Origin of the sequence: Pedobacter psychrodurus, assembly GCF_004331735.1 — a bacterium.
GTDB classification, from domain to species: domain Bacteria; phylum Bacteroidota; class Bacteroidia; order Sphingobacteriales; family Sphingobacteriaceae; genus Pedobacter; species Pedobacter psychrodurus.
In genome coordinates this window covers 114,925-134,251 of sequence record NZ_SJSO01000010.1, presented here as the reverse complement: position 1 = coordinate 134,251, position 19,327 = coordinate 114,925, and the positions used below count along the sequence as shown (strand labels likewise).

Annotated in this window: 18 protein-coding genes; 11 read left to right on the top strand and 7 right to left on the bottom strand. The window is 39.2% G+C overall.

Going from position 1 to position 19,327, the window contains the following annotated elements; translation table 11 throughout:
* Positions 1 to 54 precede the first annotated feature (54 nt).
* From EZ456_RS13950 to EZ456_RS13935, 4 genes are all read left to right on the top strand, one after another.
* A complete protein-coding gene (locus EZ456_RS13950) occupies positions 55 to 1,062 on the top strand; it encodes a LacI family DNA-binding transcriptional regulator (protein ID WP_131531107.1) in 1,008 nt (335 codons plus the stop codon).
* A 126-nt stretch (positions 1,063 to 1,188) separates the two neighbouring features.
* A complete protein-coding gene (locus EZ456_RS13945; protein WP_131531106.1) occupies positions 1,189 to 2,817 on the top strand; it encodes a sodium/sugar symporter in 1,629 nt (542 codons plus the stop codon).
* Positions 2,818 to 2,872: 55 nt separating this feature from the next.
* Positions 2,873 to 4,288 (top strand): glycoside hydrolase family 28 protein, encoded by a 1,416-nt coding sequence (locus EZ456_RS13940; RefSeq protein ID WP_205945092.1) that lies wholly within the window; start codon positions 2,873 to 2,875, stop codon positions 4,286 to 4,288.
* 208 nt (positions 4,289 to 4,496) lie between these two features.
* Positions 4,497 to 4,868, top strand: coding sequence for a hypothetical protein (locus EZ456_RS13935; RefSeq protein WP_131531104.1), 372 nt, complete (start codon positions 4,497 to 4,499; stop codon positions 4,866 to 4,868).
* Position 4,869: 1 nt separating this feature from the next.
* Here EZ456_RS13935 and EZ456_RS13930 read toward each other — a convergent pair whose 3' ends face one another.
* Positions 4,870 to 5,151 carry a hypothetical protein gene (locus EZ456_RS13930; protein WP_131531103.1) on the bottom strand — a complete coding sequence of 94 codons (282 nt, stop codon included), beginning with the start codon at positions 5,149 to 5,151 and terminating at the stop codon, positions 4,870 to 4,872.
* A gap of 276 nt (positions 5,152 to 5,427) precedes the next feature.
* Between EZ456_RS13930 and EZ456_RS13925 the strand changes: the two genes are divergently transcribed.
* A complete protein-coding gene (locus EZ456_RS13925) occupies positions 5,428 to 5,751 on the top strand; it encodes a TfoX/Sxy family protein (RefSeq protein ID WP_131531102.1) in 324 nt (107 codons plus the stop codon).
* 183 nt (positions 5,752 to 5,934) lie between these two features.
* Positions 5,935 to 7,815, top strand: a complete 1,881-nt coding sequence (locus tag EZ456_RS13920; protein ID WP_131531101.1) for a gamma-glutamyltransferase family protein — start codon at positions 5,935 to 5,937, stop codon at positions 7,813 to 7,815.
* A gap of 253 nt (positions 7,816 to 8,068) precedes the next feature.
* Here EZ456_RS13920 and EZ456_RS13915 read toward each other — a convergent pair whose 3' ends face one another.
* Genes EZ456_RS13915 through EZ456_RS13905 form a run of 3 tightly spaced genes read right to left on the bottom strand, consistent with a single transcriptional unit; the run spans position 8,069 to position 10,109 of the window.
* A complete protein-coding gene (locus tag EZ456_RS13915; RefSeq protein ID WP_131531100.1) occupies positions 8,069 to 8,575 on the bottom strand; it encodes a GNAT family N-acetyltransferase in 507 nt (168 codons plus the stop codon).
* A 2-nt stretch (positions 8,576 to 8,577) separates the two neighbouring features.
* Positions 8,578 to 9,189, bottom strand: coding sequence for an FMN-binding negative transcriptional regulator (locus tag EZ456_RS13910; protein ID WP_131531099.1), 612 nt, complete (start codon positions 9,187 to 9,189; stop codon positions 8,578 to 8,580).
* Between the two features lie 29 nt (positions 9,190 to 9,218).
* Entirely contained in the window at positions 9,219 to 10,109 is an 891-nt protein-coding gene (locus tag EZ456_RS13905; protein ID WP_131531098.1) for a DMT family transporter, read from the bottom strand.
* A 94-nt stretch (positions 10,110 to 10,203) separates the two neighbouring features.
* Between EZ456_RS13905 and EZ456_RS13900 the strand changes: the two genes are divergently transcribed.
* Positions 10,204 to 11,616, top strand: coding sequence for an aminotransferase-like domain-containing protein (locus tag EZ456_RS13900; RefSeq protein WP_131531097.1), 1,413 nt, complete (start codon positions 10,204 to 10,206; stop codon positions 11,614 to 11,616).
* A 478-nt stretch (positions 11,617 to 12,094) separates the two neighbouring features.
* Here EZ456_RS13900 and EZ456_RS13895 read toward each other — a convergent pair whose 3' ends face one another.
* From EZ456_RS13895 to EZ456_RS13885, 3 genes are read right to left on the bottom strand one after another with little or no spacing between them, the layout of a single operon-like run.
* Positions 12,095 to 12,289 (bottom strand): hypothetical protein, encoded by a 195-nt coding sequence (locus EZ456_RS13895; protein WP_131531096.1) that lies wholly within the window; start codon positions 12,287 to 12,289, stop codon positions 12,095 to 12,097.
* Between the two features lie 11 nt (positions 12,290 to 12,300).
* Positions 12,301 to 13,023 (bottom strand): hypothetical protein, encoded by a 723-nt coding sequence (locus EZ456_RS13890; RefSeq protein ID WP_131531094.1) that lies wholly within the window; start codon positions 13,021 to 13,023, stop codon positions 12,301 to 12,303.
* Positions 13,007 to 13,960, bottom strand: a complete 954-nt coding sequence (locus EZ456_RS13885) for a hypothetical protein (protein WP_131531093.1) — start codon at positions 13,958 to 13,960, stop codon at positions 13,007 to 13,009. The genes EZ456_RS13890 and EZ456_RS13885 overlap by 17 nt, the downstream gene beginning before the upstream one ends.
* Positions 13,961 to 14,358: 398 nt before the next feature.
* Here EZ456_RS13885 and EZ456_RS13880 point away from each other — a divergent pair, with 398 nt between their 5' ends.
* From EZ456_RS13880 to EZ456_RS13865, 4 genes are all read left to right on the top strand, one after another.
* Positions 14,359 to 15,777, top strand: a complete 1,419-nt coding sequence (locus EZ456_RS13880; RefSeq protein WP_131531092.1) for an amidohydrolase family protein — start codon at positions 14,359 to 14,361, stop codon at positions 15,775 to 15,777.
* Between the two features lie 27 nt (positions 15,778 to 15,804).
* Positions 15,805 to 17,022 (top strand): hypothetical protein, encoded by a 1,218-nt coding sequence (locus tag EZ456_RS13875; RefSeq protein ID WP_131531091.1) that lies wholly within the window; start codon positions 15,805 to 15,807, stop codon positions 17,020 to 17,022.
* Positions 17,019 to 17,522 (top strand): hypothetical protein, encoded by a 504-nt coding sequence (locus EZ456_RS13870; protein ID WP_131531090.1) that lies wholly within the window; start codon positions 17,019 to 17,021, stop codon positions 17,520 to 17,522. Before EZ456_RS13875 ends, EZ456_RS13870 begins: the two co-directional genes overlap by 4 nt.
* Positions 17,523 to 18,230: 708 nt before the next feature.
* Positions 18,231 to 19,313, top strand: a complete 1,083-nt coding sequence (locus EZ456_RS13865) for an efflux RND transporter periplasmic adaptor subunit (RefSeq protein WP_131531089.1) — start codon at positions 18,231 to 18,233, stop codon at positions 19,311 to 19,313.
* Positions 19,314 to 19,327 lie beyond the last annotated feature (14 nt).

Sequence of the window (19,327 nt, the reverse complement as noted above, 5' to 3'; positions counted from 1 at the left end):
GATGCACATAACCTTTCCTCTAATAAAATAACTAACAAAACAAATTTTAAGAACATGGCGGAAGCAGTAAATATTAAGCGGTTGGCTCAAGAGTTGAATATTTCAATAGCAACCGTTTCTAAGGCCTTAAACGACAGCTATGAGATTAGTTTAAAGACCAAAAACAGGGTGTGGACTTTAGCTAAGGAACTAAATTATACACCCAATCCGGCAGCCAGCAACCTGCGGAGCCATAAAACTAAAACGGTAGCGGTGGTTATTCCCTGTGTAGCCAATAATTTTTTCTCGCTATCTATAAAAGGAATCGAGGAAATTGCCAGACAATATGGCTATCATGTGCTTATTTACCAAACTCACGAAAATATAGAAGCAGAAGTTTCCTTCACCAATAGCTTGTTAAATGGCCGGGTAGATGGTATTCTTACATCTGTATCGAGCAGTGAGTATAACAGTGAATATTATACCAATCTGGTTAAGAAAATTCCATTGGTATTTTTTGACCGTGTTTACGAAAATCTGGATGCTGTTAAAGTAACTACAGATGATTACGAAATTGCTTTTCAGGCAACCGAACATTTAATTGAATGCGGCTGTACCAAAATTGCGTATTTATATGGATTGGAAAATCTTCCTGCTGGTAAAGCTAGGTTTGCAGGTTATCTTGATGCACTGAAAACGCATGGGATAAATGCTGGGGATCAGCTTGTTGTCAAATATCAGGATGATGAAGAACTTAACCTTCAACATATAAAGGAGCTGCTCAGGAATTATAAACCCGATGCACTTTTTTCTTCTATTGAAGAATTTATTATTCCTGCATATTGTGCTTGCAGAGAAATGGATCTAAAGATTCCAAATGACGTTAAAGTACTTAGTTTTTCGAACCTGAGTACCGCAAAATTGCTGAGTCCTTCACTTACTACAATCACACAGCCAGCCTTCGAAATCGGGCGTGAAGCGGCAAAATCCCTGTTCAAAATTCTCAATAATAAACAACTGGATGATGAACAGAATATCATATTGAAATCGATGCTGATCAAGCGCGAATCGACAGGTTGTTAACAGGGGTAAATCTATGTTATTGCCACCAGCTAGGCGAAAACGTTTACGTAATTAAATAATCGAATTAAGCCCGCAACATTGGGATTTTTTCTGATTTTTAAAAAAAACCAAATATAAAAAATCCTTATGAACCACCTGTCCGCATTCGATTATGCTGTTTTTTTGATGTATTTTATTATTGTTTCGGCATATGGCTATTGGGTTTATCGGAGCAAGAAAAAAAAACGTACCGATACCAAGGATTATTTTCTGGCAGAAGGCTCGCTCACCTGGTGGGCAATTGGTGCATCTATCATCGCTTCTAATATTTCTGCCGAACATTTTATTGGCATGTCGGGTTCGGGCTTTGCTATGGGGCTTGCCATTGCAAGTTACGAATGGATGGCAGCCGCCACGCTAATTATTGTAGCCATATTCTTTCTACCCATTTATATCAAGAATAAAATTTATACCATGCCGCAGTTCCTGTCTAACCGCTATAATAATACGGTGAGTACGCTAATGGCTGTTTTTTGGTTACTCGTTTACGTGTTTGTAAACTTAACCTCTATTTTCTTTCTTGGCGCTATAGCTATTGAAACGATTACGGGCGTTCCTTTTAGTATATGTATCATTTTTCTAGCCATTTTTTCTGCCATTATTACATTAGGAGGGATGAAGGTAATTGGTTATACTGATGTAATACAGGTTTTTGTTTTAGTTGCAGGCGGACTAATTACCTGTTATATGGCGCTTAAACTCGTATCTGAAAAATTAGATGCGCCCAGTGTTTTAGCCTCGCTTCCTTTATTACGCAGTGAAGCATCAGATCATTTTCACATGATATTTTCGAAAGGAGATAAATTTTACAACGAACTGCCAGGTATAGCGGTACTGGTAGGTGGTTTGTGGATCAATAATTTAAATTACTGGGGCTGTAATCAGTATATCGTTCAAAGGGCATTGGGAGCCGATTTAAAGACCGGGCGTAACGGATTAATATTTGCCGCATTTTTAAAATTACTCATTCCGGTAATTGTTGTTATTCCAGGTATTGCGGCTTATGTGCTCTATCAACGTGGTTATTTTCATTCCGAAATGCTCGATGCAGCCGGAACGGTTAAACCCGATCATGCTTATCCGGTACTGATGAATTTATTGCCTGCTGGGATAAAAGGCCTTGCTTTTGCTGCACTCACTGCCGCCATCGTAGCCTCTCTAGCCGGCAAATGTAACAGTATAGCCACCATTTTTACACTTGATATTTACAAAAAGTTTATCAAACCCGAAGCTTCAGAAACACGTTTGGTTTCAGTCGGTCGTTGGTCTGTGGTTATTGCATCTTTAATTGCTATTATTATTGCTCCCGCATTGCGTAGTTTCGATCAGGTTTATCAGTTCATTCAAGAATATGTCGGCTTTATTTCGCCAGGTGTTTTTGCTATCTTTTTGCTGGGCTTTTTCTGGAAGAAAACTACTTCGCGGGCAGCACTTACCGCTGCTTTATTAACCATTCCCTTATCTATTTTATTTAAATTCTTACCCATAATAACCAATGGAGCTATCTCACCGATTCCTTTCTTAAACAGAATGTCGTGGGTGTTTATGATTATAATAGGTTTAATGGTTCTGGTCACGCTCACCGATCCGAAAAGTAAAGATAATCCGCAGGGCCTTGAAATTGATAGCAGCATGTTTAAGGTTACTCCGGCATTTACCATTGCCTCAGTGATTATATGTGGCATTCTTGCAGCACTTTATACGGTTTTTTGGTAAAACATAAGCTAGTCTGAGCAATGGCTATGCTCATTTATCCCTAATGAATAAAAAAATGAAGATTAAAATCCTACTTATTTTTGCGCTGCTGATTTCTTTTGGTGCAATGGCACAAAAATCATACAACATTAAAAACTATGGCGCAGTTGGCGATGGCAAAACCAACGATGCAGCTGCCATTCAGAAAACCATCGATGCCTGTACAGCAGCAGGCGGCGGACAGGTAATTGTACCCGCTGGTCACGTGTTTTTAACTGGTCCTTTTAACTTAAAATCATTCATCGATTTAAGAGTAGAAGGTGGTGCTAAGCTCTTGGCTAGTCCTGATGAAAAACTTTATACACAAAGTGCCTTTAGAGAAAATAAAGGTGAAGGAACCATCTGGATCGGCGGAGAAAAACTAGAACAGGTGAGCATTAGCGGAGCAGGTGTGATTGATGGGAATGGGATTTCGTTTATGGGGGAGGAGCTTAGCGACTCGTATGTATTAAAACCTTTTAATATTATAGATCCAAGGCCGCATTTACTTACTTTGATCGGTTGTAATAAACTGAATATAGATGGGGTAACTTTTCAGAATTCAGCCTACTGGACGGTTCATTTAGTGGGTTGTAACGATGTATCTATATCGAATATAACGTTGCTGAATAGTATTAAAATCCGCAACAGCGATGGTATTGATCTGGATCATAGTAAAAATGTGAGGATTACCAATTGTTTTATCGAATCAGGTGATGATTGTATCTGCTTAAAAAACAGGCGTGAGTTTGCAGAATATGGTGCCTGCGAAAATATTGTGATTAGTAACTGCACCATGACCTCTAGTTCTTGCGCCATCAAAATAGGCTCTGAAAATATGGACCGGATCAGTAATGTGCTCATCAATAATTGTAATATCACGAAAAGCAACCGTGGCATTGGTATTCAAAACCGTGATGAGGGTACAGTAAACAATGTGATTTTCTCCAACCTGTTAATCGAATCTAAACTTTTTTCGGATGTATGGTGGGGCAAGGCAGAGCCGATTTATATTACTGCTTACCCAAGAGCAACCAGCAACAATAAAGATGCTGGTTGGCGTTTGCCAAAGGGACAAACTAAGGGAAAGGTTGGAGCGGTTAAGAATATTTATTTCAGTAATATCCGATGTACGGGAGAAAGTGGTGTGTACATCAGCGGCGAAAGTCCTGATAAAATTTCCGATATCTACTTTGATCAGGTTAGTGTTTATCTCGATAAAACGACAAAGGTGGAAGGCGGCGTATACGACCGTAGGCCAAGCAATGTAGAAGGCCTTGTTAAAAGCGCTATTGCTGGGTTTTATTTTGAAAATACGGGATACATTAGTGTTCTTAATAGCAATGTGGTATGGGGTGTAAATAAACCTGGATATGCAGGAAAAGCCTTGGGACAAAAGAATGTAAGTAAGCTCAAAATCGTGAACTTTAGCGAAACTACAGTAGACAAATAATTAGAGATTGAATCCAAGAATTAAACCTTCGGCTGTACGTCGGTTGGTTAGGCACTGTTACGCCCTAACCTTTCTGCTATGGGGCTTTTCTACTTAAACGTTTACGCAAATAAATACGCCTAAATCCAATTAAAGGCCTGCTTTTTTTAACAACTTCGTTCTATCATAACCGATACCTGAGGCAATAATCCAGAAAATAATAGCAATTGTGAGCGGAAAGAAGTATATGTTAAAAATGATAAACGTATTGGTTGATCTGCCAGATTTTGGTGTTATAGAGTTGCCCCTAGTTTATACAATGAGCATAGAGGAGGGTAAAATAGGCGTTTGGCTAGTCAATTGTAAGGTAGTGTTGAGCGCCGAAAATCTACCTGAATGGCTATCAACCACTACTTTTAGCATTGTTTATACCCAAGCTGAAGCTGAAAATGCAAACATTGTTTCAGTGAACACCGATAACGGAACTACAAATCGTTATCATGAAATAATGCTGAGCATTGTATCATCGTACATTAAGCTTAAGGAAGATCGTATTGGTTTAAACCAGCACTTAATAACGACTAAAAGTACTATTAATTAAGTTATTGGAATTCAGGCTGCTGCTCTCTTTGTGAAATTTCAGTCATTGCAACAGCGATTTCGTTAATGGTTTTAATACTGAAGACATGCCTGCCGATTAACCACCTTTTGATTTCATCAGGATTAATATCCAGTATAAAAGCAAGGTCGTATTCGGTTGAACCTTTTTCTGCAAGCACTTCTGTAGTTTTATTGGCAACTTCCAGGTTTAATTGCGCTAGTTTCTCAATTGCAGGATTTCCGGTTTCTTCCAGCCAGATAGAAACAAAATCGTTTTCTTCCATTTTATTCTTTTTTTAGAACAACAGTATGCTTTAGCCATCAATTGTTCGTTTGGCCGGCAAATTTAGCGATTAAGCCCATTATTGCAAACCAGAATCAAAAGAAAAGTAATAACCCAATGAATTAGCGCGTGGGCATACTTAATATAATCGACGATTGTTCCTATCTTAGTGCTTGAAACAAGGCGGAATTTAATCTTAAAAACAGTTAAAGACCTTCTTTTCGATTATTCAATAGCCTTAATCATGTTCCAAAGTTCAAATTAGATCAATTTACAAATGGCATCAGACCAGAAATTCGTAGATTTTATAGTAGATCAGATTAATTATGCTGAGCAGGTTACCTATAAAAAAATGTTTGGCGAATACGGGTTGTATTTTGGTGATAAGTTGTTTGCGCTGGTGTGCGACAATAAGCTGTTCGTTAAGCCAACATTAGCTGGAAGAGCGCATATAATGGATGTTGTGGAAGCACCACCTTACCCAGGCGCAAAAAATCAGTTTTTAATCGAAGAACAATTGGAAGATCGCGATTGGTTAAGAAAACTGGTAAGCCTCACAGTAGCCGAACTGCCAGAATCCAAACCTAAGAAAAAGAAATAAGAATAGAATCTTGCTTTATTCTAGGCAGACAAATTGCCAAAGCTGACTAAGAAAATATTTATATGCTATGGCCAACCGTTCTGGTGGCGCTTAATTTGTAACAAGCTTGTTTTATTGCCCAGAATTAAACGATGCTATGTCATTGTAGCAAGCTATGGTTCATATTTTAGCTATATTGGAACGATGAAAAATTTAGCCCTGTTTCTGTTGTTATTGCTCTTATTTCGCCCTTTGCTTGCACAGCAAACACAAAAGCCAATGCTTTACGGCAACAGTTGGATGGCCATTACCGGAAAGCCGATGGCAGCAACAGCAGGCTCGATGATCTTTCAGCAGGGTGGCAACGCGGTTGATGCGGCATGTGCCATGTTGGCTGCAACCTGCACAATGTGGGATACCTTAAGTTGGGGAGGAGAAACACAAGCGCTGATCTATAACCCGAATACAAAAAAAGTGATCGCCATTAATGCGATGGGTGTTGCCCCAACAGGAGCAACCGTAGCCTTTTTTAAAGGTAAAGGTTATCACTTTCCACCAGAATATGGCCCTTTAGCCGCAACTACGCCAGGTACACCTGGCGGGCTAATCTACATGCTGAGTAAATACGGAAGCATGAGTTTGGGTCAGGTTCTGGCACCTGCCATGCACATGGCTGCAGGTTATGCCATAGAAGCACAGGCCGCAAACAGTATGGAGCGCGATAAAGAATTGATTAAAACCTGGCCTTACAGTAAAAAAGTGCTGTTGCCACATTTGGGCGAAAAACGTGAAGCCCCTGAAGCGGGAGAGGTTTTTATTCAAAAAGACCTGTTGGCCACCCTAACCAAAATGGTTGAAGCAGAGCAAGCTGCGCTGAAGAAAGGCAGCTCGCGACAAGAGGCGTTAATGGCCGCTTATGATCGTTTCTATAAAGGAGACATTGCGCAAGAATTTGTTCGCGGGAGTAAAGAACAAGGCGGTTTAATTACCATGAATGACCTTGCTAAATGGAAACCAGTTGAAGAAGAAGCACTAAGCACCGATTATAAAGGCATTAAAGTGTATAAATTAAAACAGTGGACGCAGGGACCGGTTTTACTGCAAGCTTTGAATATATTAGAGAATTTTGATCTTAAAACAATGGGTTACAATAGCTCAAAATATATCCATACCGTTTACCAGGCAATGAATCTGTCTTTTGCTGACCGTGATTTTTATTATGGTGATCCAAACCAAAGTCCTGCTGAACCGATGAAAGGCTTATTAAGCAAAGATTATGCAAAACAACGGGCCTCGCTTATCCAAACTGATCAAAATGATGCGAACATCGGTCCTGGAGATCCTTACCCATACGAGGACAAGAAAAACCCTTATCTAAATCTGTTAAAAAGCAGGGGTTTTAATCCCGATACAACCAAGCGTAACTTTGCGCCGAAACACGATCTGGGTAACAATACGCCAAAAGAAATTTATGAAGACCGTTTATGGCGTGGAACAACGTCGATAGAAGCTGCAGATAAAGAAGGGTGGGTGGTATCAGTTACCCCAAGCGGAGGCTGGCTTCCAGCGTGTATTGCCGGTAATACAGGTGTTGGGATGAGTCAACGCATGCAAAGCTTTGTGCTCGATTCTGCCTTAAATCCCTTCAATGTTGTAGCACCGGGCAAACGGCCAAGGGTAACCTTGTCGCCCTCCTTGTTTCTTAAAGATGGTAAACCTTTTGTATCGGCCGCAGTTCAGGGCGGAGATACCCAGGATCAGAACTTGTTGCAATTCTTTTTAAACATGGCTGAGTTTGGTATGAATGTTCAAAAGGCAACCGAAGCGGCTAACTTTAACACGAATCAGCTTTGGCTTTCTCTTGGTGGTGCTAAAACGAGCGACAGAGAACCAAAACCCGGCCAGATATTATTAAATGCCAATACAAAAGAGGACGTGCGAAACGAACTGAAAAAGATGGGTTATACCCTCAGTTTTTCAGAACGGACCAGTGGGCCAATCAATGCTATTTATTTTGATTGGAAGCATAATAGTTTGCAAGGTGGGTCAAGTAACCATGGCGAAGATTATGGTATTGCATGGTAGGGAATTTTTTTATTAATACCTAAAAAATAACACTTTGGTCTTTGGCTCTTTTTGGTTTCGATGTAATAGCCTACTGAAATTTCGTATTAGCTATAATCATAATTGCTCAGTTTATAGAGGCTGTAATCATACCTATAGCCAATGCGTAGATTAGACCATATAAATAATTCGCTGATGAAACTAACTGGGGTCGCTTTGTAGAAAGAGTTTGGGTTGAACGCTATATTCACAGGCTAGTCGAATGCTCGGATAATTAAATTTGCATTTCGAATAAACTAACTGGCTTGTGATGATAATGTGCCGGAAGCTGATCGGTGTTGCTTAGCTCGTATAGTCCCAAAAAGTCAAATCCAAATTTCTGATAATGGCGAATCAGTCCTTCGTTTTCACCTACAGTGTCTAATCTAACAAAGCGTTTACCATTTTCTTTGGCATAGGTTTTAGCCCAGTTTATAATCGGGCCAACCAGGTTCTGCCCCCTGAAATCGGGATTTGTGGCAATGCGGTGAATGTAAATGGCTGGATCGAGATTCTTTTCTTCCCATATCTGAGGATCGCTAAAAGTAGTAGCCCAAATGCAGGCTACCTTTCCATTAATGCTTATTTTCCACTGCCTGTTTTCCATAATCTCCTTTTCGATCAGCGAAAGTTCAAATTTTGGCCAATGAACACTGTATTTCGTTTTCTGGAAATTGGTTGCGATTTCATACAAACGGAAGATTTCGGCTATATCGTGTCTTGTGCTATTTTCTATCTGCATGTTTATGGCTTTAGGTTTTTAATGAATAGAGCGAGTTCTCTTTCTACAGCGTTGTTGCTGTTTTCGAGGTGTGCTACAATGTTTTTTCGTTCCTGTTCCGATTTGTTCTGACTTAATTTTTTCTTCCCTTGAATACTGGTCACTTCCAGTTCAAAAGCGATGATTCCCCGCATCATACCTTGTTTAAATTTCGCTGAAAGACTATCCCATTGCACGAGATATTCCTTTTCATAATACGCAATCATTTCTTTCAGCGCTTTTTCTTTAGCGCCCTCATCACTAATAATACGGCCTCTTCCATAAGCATGTACGCTAATATAATCCCATGTGGGTACACTTTCATGTTTTTCGTAGTGGCTGGGCGAGATATAGGCGTGTGGCTCAGCAAATATAATGAGGGATGTATGGTGCTCAATATATTTCACCTGCTCATTCGCTTGTGCAAAGTGACCGCTTATCAAAACCTTTCCATTTACTTCGTTTACAACAAAGGGTAACGGAGTAGCTATGGGTAAATTGTTGTGGCTGGTAATGATTGTGGCAAAGCTATAGCGCTTCATAAAGGCAATTTGCTCACTTTGGTCATCAAATTTAAAACTATTGGATATCAACATTTTTTTAGATTTTGAACGGACGATTATTGTTATTTAGCGAACTTTTTTGAGCCTGCAACGCAAAGAATTACACCCATTGTAATGGCCAGCATACCAATACTTACTTTTTCATGGAGCAGGGTAGTGGCAAGGGCCAATCCAAAAAAAGGCTGGAGGAGTTGGAGTTGTCCAACCGCTGCGGTTCCACCTTGTGCAAGACCTCTGTACCAGAAAATAAATCCGATGAACATACTAAAGAGCGATATATAGGCAAGGCTAAACCAGGCAGGAGTACTCACCTCAGCAAATGATACTGGTTGGTATATGAACATTAAAGGTAACATTAATGGGAGCGAGAGCACAAGCGCCCAGGAAATTACCTGCCAGCCGCCCAATGTTTTAGATAGCTTTGCACCTTCTGCATAACCAAGTCCGCAAAGAACAATTGCCAGTAACATTAAAATATCGCCAATTGGAGCAGCATTAATTCCCTGATAAATGGCATAGCCAATCACCAGAAAGCTACCTGCAATTGAAAAAAGCCAGAATATAGGCTTAGGACGCTCGCCTCCCCTTAAAACAGCAAAAGCGGCTGTAGCCATGGGTAAAAGACCTAAGAATACCAAAGAATGTGCCGAGGTAATGTGTTGTAAAGCAAGAGCACTTAATAAAGGAAAGCCAATTACAACACCCAAAGCTACAATCGTTAATGAGATTAAATGTTTGGTTGATGGTCGTTTTTCTTTAAATGCAATTAATACACCAAGTGCGAGCAGTGCAGCTATTGTGGCACGGGCAACGGTTACAAAAACAGGGTTCATGTCCATTACCGCCAACCTTGTGGCTGGCATAGAGCCGCTGAAAATAAGTACCGCGATAAATCCGTTAAGCCAGCCACTCGAAATATGCGCTTTGTTTAACTCAATTCCTGTTTCTTTCATGTCTTTTGATTTCTTAAATCAAAGGTGCAAAGGTAAAAGTGATAAATACAGTATCAGTTTTGTATATTTGTATGGGTACAGTTTTTTGATGATTATGGAAAAAGTTTACAGGTACAATGAAATAGCAAGCGGAATTGCCACACAGATTAGGGATGGTATTTTGAGATCTGGAGATAAACTTCCCTCTGTTAGAATGCTCTGTAAGGAATACGCGGTAGGCATGAATACAGCAAAGCGAGTGTTTTTGGAACTAGAGGCACAATCGCTGGTTGAAGCCAAGCCACAATCGGGTTTCTTTGTGAGTAACCGTAGGATAGAACGGCTTCCACTACCTGCAGTAAGTAAGCCATCACTCATTGCAAATCATCATGAGCCGAGCGAACTGAGTACTCAGGTATATTCTAGCATTGGGCGTGATGATTTAACCCTTTTTTCAATTGGCGTTCCATCGGGCAGTATGTTGCCATTGGCAAAACTCAAAAAAGAGATACTTTATGCTACGCGGACACTTAAAGAAGGAGGGACGGAATATGAACCCCTTCAGGGCAATGTTAAACTACGAAGAATGGTTGCAGTGCGATCGCTAGGGTGGGGAGGAAACCTTCATGAAGATGATTTGATTACTACCGCGGGCGGCATGAATGCATTATCTTTTTGCCTGATGGCTTTGGGTAAACCAGGTGATACTGTGGCCATAGAAAGTCCCTGTTATCCCGGGATTCTCCAATTGGTAATTAGTTTAGGCTTAAAAGTACTCGAATTGCCTACGCATCCGGTTACCGGTATTGAAATAGATGCACTTAGGAAAGTGGTGTCGAAAATTGGTATTTGCCTGTTAATACCCAATTTCAATACGCCATTAGGTAGTTGTATGCCTGATGAACACAAAAAAGAAGTCGTTCAGCTTTTGGCCGCAAATGATATTCCTCTTATTGAAGATGATATTTATGGTGATCTTTATTTCGGTACGCAACGACCAAGATGCTGCAAATCATTTGATACTAAAGGTAATGTGCTGTGGTGCAGCGCCGTTTCGAAAACCCTGGCACCAGGATACCGTGTAGGTTGGGTGGCTCCTGGAAAATATAAAGAAAAACTTCTTAAACTAAAACTGGTACATGCCATTGCCTCAACTTCTGTCATTCACGAGGCTGTAGGTAATTTTCTCAAAACTGGACGGTATGATCGCCATTTGCATCAGCTCCGTCGTACATTACAGCAAAATTATCAGCATTTTATCGATGCGGTTACAGAATATTTTCCAGAGGGTACAAAAACAACCAGGCCACAAGGTGGACTTGCCATATGGATAGAATTTAACAGAGAAGTAAATGCAGTAAAATTGTATGAACTGGCCATGAAACAAAAAATTAGCATTGCTCCAGGGCCAATGTTTACGTTACAAGATCAATATCAGAACTGTATCCGCCTCTGTATTGGTCTTCCATGGTCAGATGAGCTTAAATTTAAGCTGAAACAATTGGGTAATCTGGCAAAAATGATGTAATCGGATAATTGGCCTTAATTTCATTGAAGGTCAATTCTAGTTTAATGCCGATATTTCTATGCGGATTAAGAATTAGTATTTTCTGTCTCAGGAGTATTCGGCGTCTCCTCTAAGGAGCCTATTCCACAAGCTGCCCAGATAAATTTAAAAATATTTAGGAATTCACATTGGATATCCCTGTCAGATTGTATTTCGTTTTCCATGTTGTGCCGTTTTAATCTGTTTATTTAAACAAAGAAAGGCTGTTTTTGTGTTAGCGAAGGTAATCCTTTAATGTAAGTATACTGTTGCCTAAATGTTAAGGATCATGTTTTTTAACTAGTGAACTGGTTGCCAGAGCCGTTGAAGGAACTGCTCCGGCCAGCGTAAGGCCAATTCTCAAATCTTGGATAAATTTTCTGCGTTTCATTTAGTTGTATTGTCGTTAAAGAGCATTAATTTTAGTTTTTGAGGATGTTTGCGGTTGAAGTGGTAAGAATTATAGCGAATAACAGCGATCTGTTCCTGTTTGCCTTCTGCATTCTTCACAAGTAGTATAGGTTATACCTGTTTCGGACCATCCACCGTCTTTTCTTTCGAAAACACAAAACTCGCCATCAATTTCTACGCACCTTAATGTAGATAAGAAAAACAGTTTATCTCGCTTAGCCCTTTTTTTTCTTAATTTTCTCATGATTAACTGTGTTAAGGTTTCAAAATAATGGTGTCTTCATACCTCATAATAAGCGATACCTTATCGCCCAATACGTCATCTACCGATATCACAAGTGCTTTGTTGTCGCTTAGTTGATTGTCTTGCGTAAGCACGACCTTTTCAATCCGAAGGCTGTCTGATTTGAAGCTAGCGCCATATTGCTTATCCAGTAAAAAATAGAGTTTGTTGCTTTTTCTAATCGTTGGAGCATAGGTTGTGCCCTTAGCAGTAATACTAAAAGTTTCATCAGCGAGGAGATATGGACCAGATGCACGGCTTTCTAAAATTCCGTAGTAAAAAGGACTGAAACCTGTTGCAGCATCGGTTTCTAACCATGGCCGCTGTACCGTGAAAAACAAAAAACTATTCTTATTGCCATTTTTCGCATCAAATAAAATGAGGTAAACATCATATTCGCTTTTACCCCCACGGTTATAGGAAGTAAATTCATTTTTACGCTGTTTACTCAAAACAGCCCAGTCTACGAAATGATTCTGTTCCATCCAGCCTTGAAGAAAACCAGCTTTATATACTCTTGCGCTTGTGGCATTCTTTTCGGTGGCCAGTATAGATTTGCTTCCACTGATCACGCTTTGTAAAAAAGTGTGATCAATATTTCTATTAAAGTTAAACGGATGTTTCCTGACTGTGCAAGAATAGCTCAGCGCCACCAGCACGAAAATAATGAGCTTGCTGCTATTTAACTTTAACATAATTGATATTATTAAATGATCCTCCAATAAAAACCCTGTTCACATCGTTATTTGGATGCAAAGGCATTTTGCCAATCACATGTATAAGATCTTGAAAAGAAAATATAGTTCCGTTTTCACCAACCCTTAATGAACCCAATACACCTGCATCAACACTAAAATGCTCGTTCAATCCAATCCTCAGATGATATTGAGAGCTGTTGTAATTCGAATCTTTTTTTCTCCTAGACTGATCATCCTTCGCCTCCGAATATGGAGGGACATCAATACCGATAATTTCTGAAAGTTCGAACAAAAATGGCTGGTAGCCGGTAAACTGATCGAAACTTAATTCCCCATAATTAAAAGCCCTGCGGGAGTGTACAAAAAATGAACCGCCACCTGTCCACCAGCGATCAAAACCATCACCAATGCCAAACCATTTTACAGGCGCAGCACCATCATTATAATAATTAAAGCTAAGTCCTGGGCCAGAAAGGGTAACCGAGCCCACCACTTGGTTGCGCCGATGGTTGTTGAGAACAATATTGGTAGATAGCAGGCCAAAGTAATTATTGTTTAAGTTAAGGTTATAGAAAGCAGAATTCTGCATCGTGCGTATCAGTTTTTTATAACTTAGCGGTTTGCCACCATATCCTGCAGATATAGAGTTGGTAAAGTCTATCTCAATATTATCAATTAAAGGATTCAGATTAGTGCCAACAGTTCTTCTGTATATAGAAATACTCCCTCCATAGTTGGCAATAAAGCTATTCCTGTATTCGGCACTCACCGCAAAACCACCATACAGGTTTACGCCGGGAAAAGTTTGCTTCTTTCCATAGTTAAGATTTAAATTAAGTCCGAAACTGAAATATGGCGCATAAACCCAATCTTTTTGGGCATAGGTTCTACCATTAAAAATGACCAAGATGGCAAGTGTAACTAAATATTTCATGGTAGGAGAGGCTTAAATAATCAGTTGTTTATACAATCAATTAGCTGTACTTCCTTAATCAGATAGCGCTAACTTATTCTTTAGGGTGTAACAGTAGTTTGTATTGATTATGCAATTTAACCAATGTCGGGCAGAATACAAATACCCATTAGCCGGTATTTATGGTGCTTTTTCGATAGCGTACAATTAGATTTTATACCTATTAGCGGGTATTGGAATCTATTGGGTGTTCCGTTATATTTACGTATTCGATAACAGTATGCTTTTGATGTAAAAGCGGACCGGTATCTGCGGTTGAGTGCTGTATTTTTCACTTGACTTAATATTACCCAGTATTATCCCCAAGCGGATTTTTGTGCTGTGCCTTAGGGAGTATTTCATCTAAAACCTTTCAGCTCATGAATATTTCTATTGCAGATTTACATTGCCATCCTTCGATGAAACCTTACGGACGTAGCTTTCCTGACAGGATACCTGGCGCAGACCCTTTGGTAAAAGATTGCATTTATTTCTATGGTAATCCACCATTTGTTAAAAAGATTCTGAATAAAATTTTAGGTATTACCAGCTTTCCTCAAGCAGGTATTCAGGCGCTTGAAAAAGGAGGTGTTGGACTTGTTTTCTGTTCACTCTATCCTTTTGAAAAAGGATTTGTCAGGAAAAATGCCTTACCTGGTGATTTGGTAACAGATAGTGTAAACCTGGTTACTGGCATAGGAAAAGAGCGTATACATTATATTCAGGATCAAAACAATGGGTATTTTACCGACCTCGAAAATGAATATGCTTTTTTAAAGGCTTTAGATGGAAGAATATTCACTTTTGGATCGAAGAAACTTAGGTATGTATTATTAATAGATTTTCAACATATTGCCCAAAGCACAGATGATGAGGCCTATACCGTATACATCGGATTATCTTTTGAAGGGATGCACGCACTTTACAATCGCTTTGAAGATGTAGGAAGCGACGATCCTTTAGTAAAACAAAGTTTAATGGATAACCTGGCTAAGGTAAAGGCATGGCCACACTGCCCTTTGTTTATCACTTTTGCCCATCATTTTTATAATGGATTATGTGGGCATGCAGCTAGTTTAACCGATTTTTCAGTGAAACTGATCACCAATCAAAGTGAAATGCTTGGAAAAGGTCTCAATGCATTGGGTAAGGATATGATAAGGGCTTTGTTAGCTAAAACAAACGGAAAGCGAATCCTTATTGATATTAAACATATGAGCATTGTGGCCAGAAAGGAATATTTCGAGCTTTTAGACCAGGAATACAAAAATGAGCACATACCCGTAATTGTTAGTCATGGAGCAATATGTGGCGATGATTATGCTTATAACTGGTTTTTAAGTGCAGATATTAACTTCTCTGATCTCGAGATTGTACTTATTGCACAAAGTGAAGGACTGTTTGGGATACAGTTAGATGAGCGGCGTATTGCCAGTAGTCATGAAATTGCACTCTTTAGAAAGCACCTTGGGAGTGAGGCAATCTTGCTCCATGCTGCACTATTTGTGTGGAGACAAATCCGCTATATTGCGGTGCTGCTTGATATCAATAGACTTCCGGCCTGGGATATCCAATGTTTGGGAAGCGACAACGATGGCATTGTTAATCCTATTGATGGGATATGGACCTCTGCTGACTTTGGATTACTGAAAGACAGGCTTCTTATCCATGCAAATGCCTTTGTTGAAAATCCAGATTATACCATGTCGATGCCAGGTAACCTAATCTCCGGTGAAGAAATTGTAGAGAAGTTTATGAGCGGTAATATGCTCAGTTTTATGGAGAAAAATTTCAGGTAATAGCATAATTAACCTAAAGAAAATGATATGAACAACGATCGTGAAGCCATGGATCCTGCAATAAAAAAAGATCTTATCGATAAACTGCTCAATAACAAAATTACGGTTAGTGAACTTATTAAATTGCGGCCTGAAATTAATGAGTTTGATCTTTCTGAAATTATTCAACACATCTACGATCTTAATCTGGAGCAAGTGCGTAAAATAGCAGCCCTAGAACCGATTATGGCCAAAGTAGATGCATTGAAGAATAGCCAGCGTAATACCCGTTTTATAAAAAAGGTAAAAAATAACTTTCGTAAACATACGGCCAAACATAACGGACTTAAAAACAGGGTGGTGGTAGTAGAGGGCGATTCTTGGTTCAATTATCCTATTCTTTTAAGCGATGTTATCGACTGGGTTTCTATGGAAGAGAATATGGCTGTTTATAGTCTGGCCTCTGGAGGCGATTGGCTTATGAATATGGTTAGTGCCAAAAAATATGTCGAACAGCTTTCTACGCTCCAACCCGATGTATTTATCATTAGCGGGGGAGGAAATGACCTGGTTGGAAACCGGAGAATAGCAGCAATGGTTACACACAAAGGAGACTCTAATGAATTTGAAAATAGTGCATTTGCGAAATATTTGTATCAGAACGCGGCTAACACACCAGATAAACCAGAGGACTTTCAAAGAGGTACCCAGTTCATATCTAAAGATTTTTATGCTTTACTGGCCTTTTTTCAGCTCCAGTATTACTTTATTATAAATGGGATTCTTACCGGGGGCAAAGGCAAGGGTGAACACGGTAAATTTCCAGGGATACAAATTATTACACAAGGTTACGATTACGCCATTCCCAGCGATAAAAAAATAGCAGGATATAATCCACTTAAATGGTACAGGTTGTTTGCACGAACTTTTCTCGGACATGGGGGATGGCTAAAAACACCTTTGCAACTCAGGGGGATTTACGACCCCGAAGATCAGCGCAAAATTGTTTATGCGATGATTTACCTCTTTAACGAAATGATGATTGATATCGGTCGCGTTTTTAGTGAAATGTTAGGTGAGAATAGGGTATTCCATATCGATTCAAGAGGATCAGTTGGTGAAAACGGTTGGACAGATGAATTGCATCCATTGCCTAAACATTTCAAAAAAACAGCAGCAGCCTTTATTCACTGTATTAACAATCCAAATAAAAATGGAAGTGCAGTTATAGAAGTTGTAAAACAACAGGAAGGAGGCCAGAAATGAAAAAGATATTGATCCTAGTATTTATCATCGTTTGTGCGGTGATGTCCTTTCAAGGGAAGATACTTCAGCACTTCAGTGGAAAAGGAATCATCAGCCTGGAGCTTGCCAATAAAGATACAGGAGTGGAAATTATTTCGCTTTGGAGCGATACGCTCTATGGCGATCAGAGCCTTTTAAACATCGCGCAGAAGAATACATACCTCGATTTTCTATTTATATTGGTATATGTACTGCTCATCATGACGCTATCTAACTCACAAATGCAAAGAGAAAAAAGGAGTTGGCTAAATGAATTGCTGCGGCTTAATTTATTTCTGGCATTCTTAATTGGCTCACTGGATATTATGGAGAATATCAGGCTACTCCACAGTTTCCATCACCCAGGAAATCTGGCTGAATTTTGGCGAACAGATTTTATTGCATGGCCGAAATTTGTGATAGCAGGCTGGGTAATTTTGATCTATCTTTTCTCGGTAATTAAGGGTTACTTTATTAAGTGATTTTGGTATCATCCTACAGATCATTAAGAAATTAAGGTCATTAAGATGATTCTGGTCTAATGTTAAATAGCCTTGATCGCTTAGCGGCCTTTCACTCCAAATAATCCTTCGACTCTGCTACAACTGACAGATTCCAATAGAATAATCGTCATTCCCGCGCAGGCGGGAATCTTAATGCAATATATTAATTCATTAAAATTCCCTGTCATTCCTATTGACTTTTATACAATAATTTATCCCTCAGGATGACAAGAGTAGTACGTGCCTAACTTCCTTTAACTCCGCTTAAAATTATGTTTGTTGGTTAACTTATGTTAGTTTATCGTCAACAAATACAATTTACCATCATTCTGAAAATAGCGTAAAATGGAGTGTTTAGGTTGAAAAGTATCATTTCTTCATGTAAATATAGCGGTTAACTGATAATCCGTCCAAGAAGCGGAGGTAAATGTTCTGTTTGTTGTAATAAATCATCTTTTATTTGATGAAAATACAATTTATCTAATCCAAACATGAAGTTCAACTTCATTATAACTTCATAAATCTGTATTTATTTCGCTCTCGAATTAAACCATTGCGTAACCATAATTTATTGAAATCAATTAAGCATCTACACAAGTTGTAGACTGCTTTTCATCATAAATTGGTTGCCGATGGAAGCTAATTAGAGAAAAAATAAATCAGATTAAAACCATTTAACAAAAAAAAATGAAAAGAGTTGTCATGTGCTTAGGCTTATGTACTTTGCTTTACGTAACGGGTTGTACCTCGAAAAAAGAAGAAAAAGAAGAAGTAGCTACTTATGCGGTAACTACACCGTTAAGAATGGATACTTCGTTTACCAAGGAATATGTTTCGCAGATTAAATCTGTGAGGAATATCGAAGTTAGAGCCCAGGAAAAGGGGTATCTCCAAAATATTTATGTAGATGAAGGCCAGCATGTAAAAGCAGGTCAGTTGTTATTTAAGATTATGCCTAAAGCGGCCCAATCTGAGTTGTTAAAAGCACAGGCCGAAACTAAATCGGCAGAAATTGAATTAGAAAACACGAAATTACTGTCTGATAAAAACATCGTTTCTAAAAATGAACTGGCTATGGCTAAAGCCAAACTACAATCGGCAAATGCCGAAACCTCATTGGCCAAATTTCATTTATCCAATACCGAAATCAGGGCGCCTTTTGATGGTACCATCGATCGTATTCCTTTAAAACTGGGTAGCTTGGTTGATGAAGGTGCCTTATTGACCAGTCTTTCAGATAACAGCCAGGTTTTTGCCTATTTCAATGTATCTGAGCCAGAGTACCTGAATTACCAGAGTACTGCAAAGGCAAAAGGTCAGCAAGAAGTTAGCCTGTTATTGGCAAATAACGAGTTACTGAAATCGAAAGGTAAGGTTGAAGTAATCGAAAGCGAATTCGATAATGAGACAGGAAACATCGCTTTCAGAGCAAGGTTTAACAATTCTGATAACTTGCTTAAAAATGGAGAAACGGGCAAGATCCAGATGGTAGTGCCCTTAAAAAATGCCTTGGTAATTCCACAAAAGGCTACTTACGATATTCAGGATAAAACTTATGTTTTTGTGATTGATAAAAATAACAAAGTACATTCCAGAGCCATCACCATTGCAGGCGAGGTGCCAGATTTGTACATCATTGGCGATGGCATCACCACGGATGATAAAATATTGCTTGAAGGGGTGCAGAAGGTAAAAGACGATGATAAAATTGCCTTCAAATTCCAGCAGCCTCAGGAAGTGATGAAACAATTGAGATTGAAAACAGAATAATCTACCACCCTCCA

Bases quoted from the DNA above. Each gene is read 5' to 3' on its own strand.
- EZ456_RS13950 (WP_131531107.1), top strand. From the start codon at position 55: ATGGCGGAAGCAGTAAATATTAAGCGGTTGGCTCAAGAGTTGAATATT.
- EZ456_RS13945 (WP_131531106.1), top strand. From the start codon at position 1,189: ATGAACCACCTGTCCGCATTCGATTATGCTGTTTTTTTGATGTATTTT.
- EZ456_RS13940 (WP_205945092.1), top strand. From the start codon at position 2,873: ATGAAGATTAAAATCCTACTTATTTTTGCGCTGCTGATTTCTTTTGGT.
- EZ456_RS13930 (WP_131531103.1), bottom strand. From the start codon at position 5,151: ATGGAAGAAAACGATTTTGTTTCTATCTGGCTGGAAGAAACCGGAAAT.
- EZ456_RS13925 (WP_131531102.1), top strand. From the start codon at position 5,428: ATGGCATCAGACCAGAAATTCGTAGATTTTATAGTAGATCAGATTAAT.
- EZ456_RS13920 (WP_131531101.1), top strand. From the start codon at position 5,935: ATGAAAAATTTAGCCCTGTTTCTGTTGTTATTGCTCTTATTTCGCCCT.
- EZ456_RS13915 (WP_131531100.1), bottom strand. From the start codon at position 8,575: ATGCAGATAGAAAATAGCACAAGACACGATATAGCCGAAATCTTCCGT.
- EZ456_RS13910 (WP_131531099.1), bottom strand. From the start codon at position 9,189: ATGTTGATATCCAATAGTTTTAAATTTGATGACCAAAGTGAGCAAATT.
- EZ456_RS13905 (WP_131531098.1), bottom strand. From the start codon at position 10,109: ATGAAAGAAACAGGAATTGAGTTAAACAAAGCGCATATTTCGAGTGGC.
- EZ456_RS13900 (WP_131531097.1), top strand. From the start codon at position 10,204: ATGGAAAAAGTTTACAGGTACAATGAAATAGCAAGCGGAATTGCCACA.
- EZ456_RS13895 (WP_131531096.1), bottom strand. From the start codon at position 12,289: ATGAGAAAATTAAGAAAAAAAAGGGCTAAGCGAGATAAACTGTTTTTC.
- EZ456_RS13890 (WP_131531094.1), bottom strand. From the start codon at position 13,023: ATGTTAAAGTTAAATAGCAGCAAGCTCATTATTTTCGTGCTGGTGGCG.
- EZ456_RS13885 (WP_131531093.1), bottom strand. From the start codon at position 13,960: ATGAAATATTTAGTTACACTTGCCATCTTGGTCATTTTTAATGGTAGA.
- EZ456_RS13880 (WP_131531092.1), top strand. From the start codon at position 14,359: ATGAATATTTCTATTGCAGATTTACATTGCCATCCTTCGATGAAACCT.
- EZ456_RS13875 (WP_131531091.1), top strand. From the start codon at position 15,805: ATGAACAACGATCGTGAAGCCATGGATCCTGCAATAAAAAAAGATCTT.
- EZ456_RS13870 (WP_131531090.1), top strand. From the start codon at position 17,019: ATGAAAAAGATATTGATCCTAGTATTTATCATCGTTTGTGCGGTGATG.
- EZ456_RS13865 (WP_131531089.1), top strand. From the start codon at position 18,231: ATGAAAAGAGTTGTCATGTGCTTAGGCTTATGTACTTTGCTTTACGTA.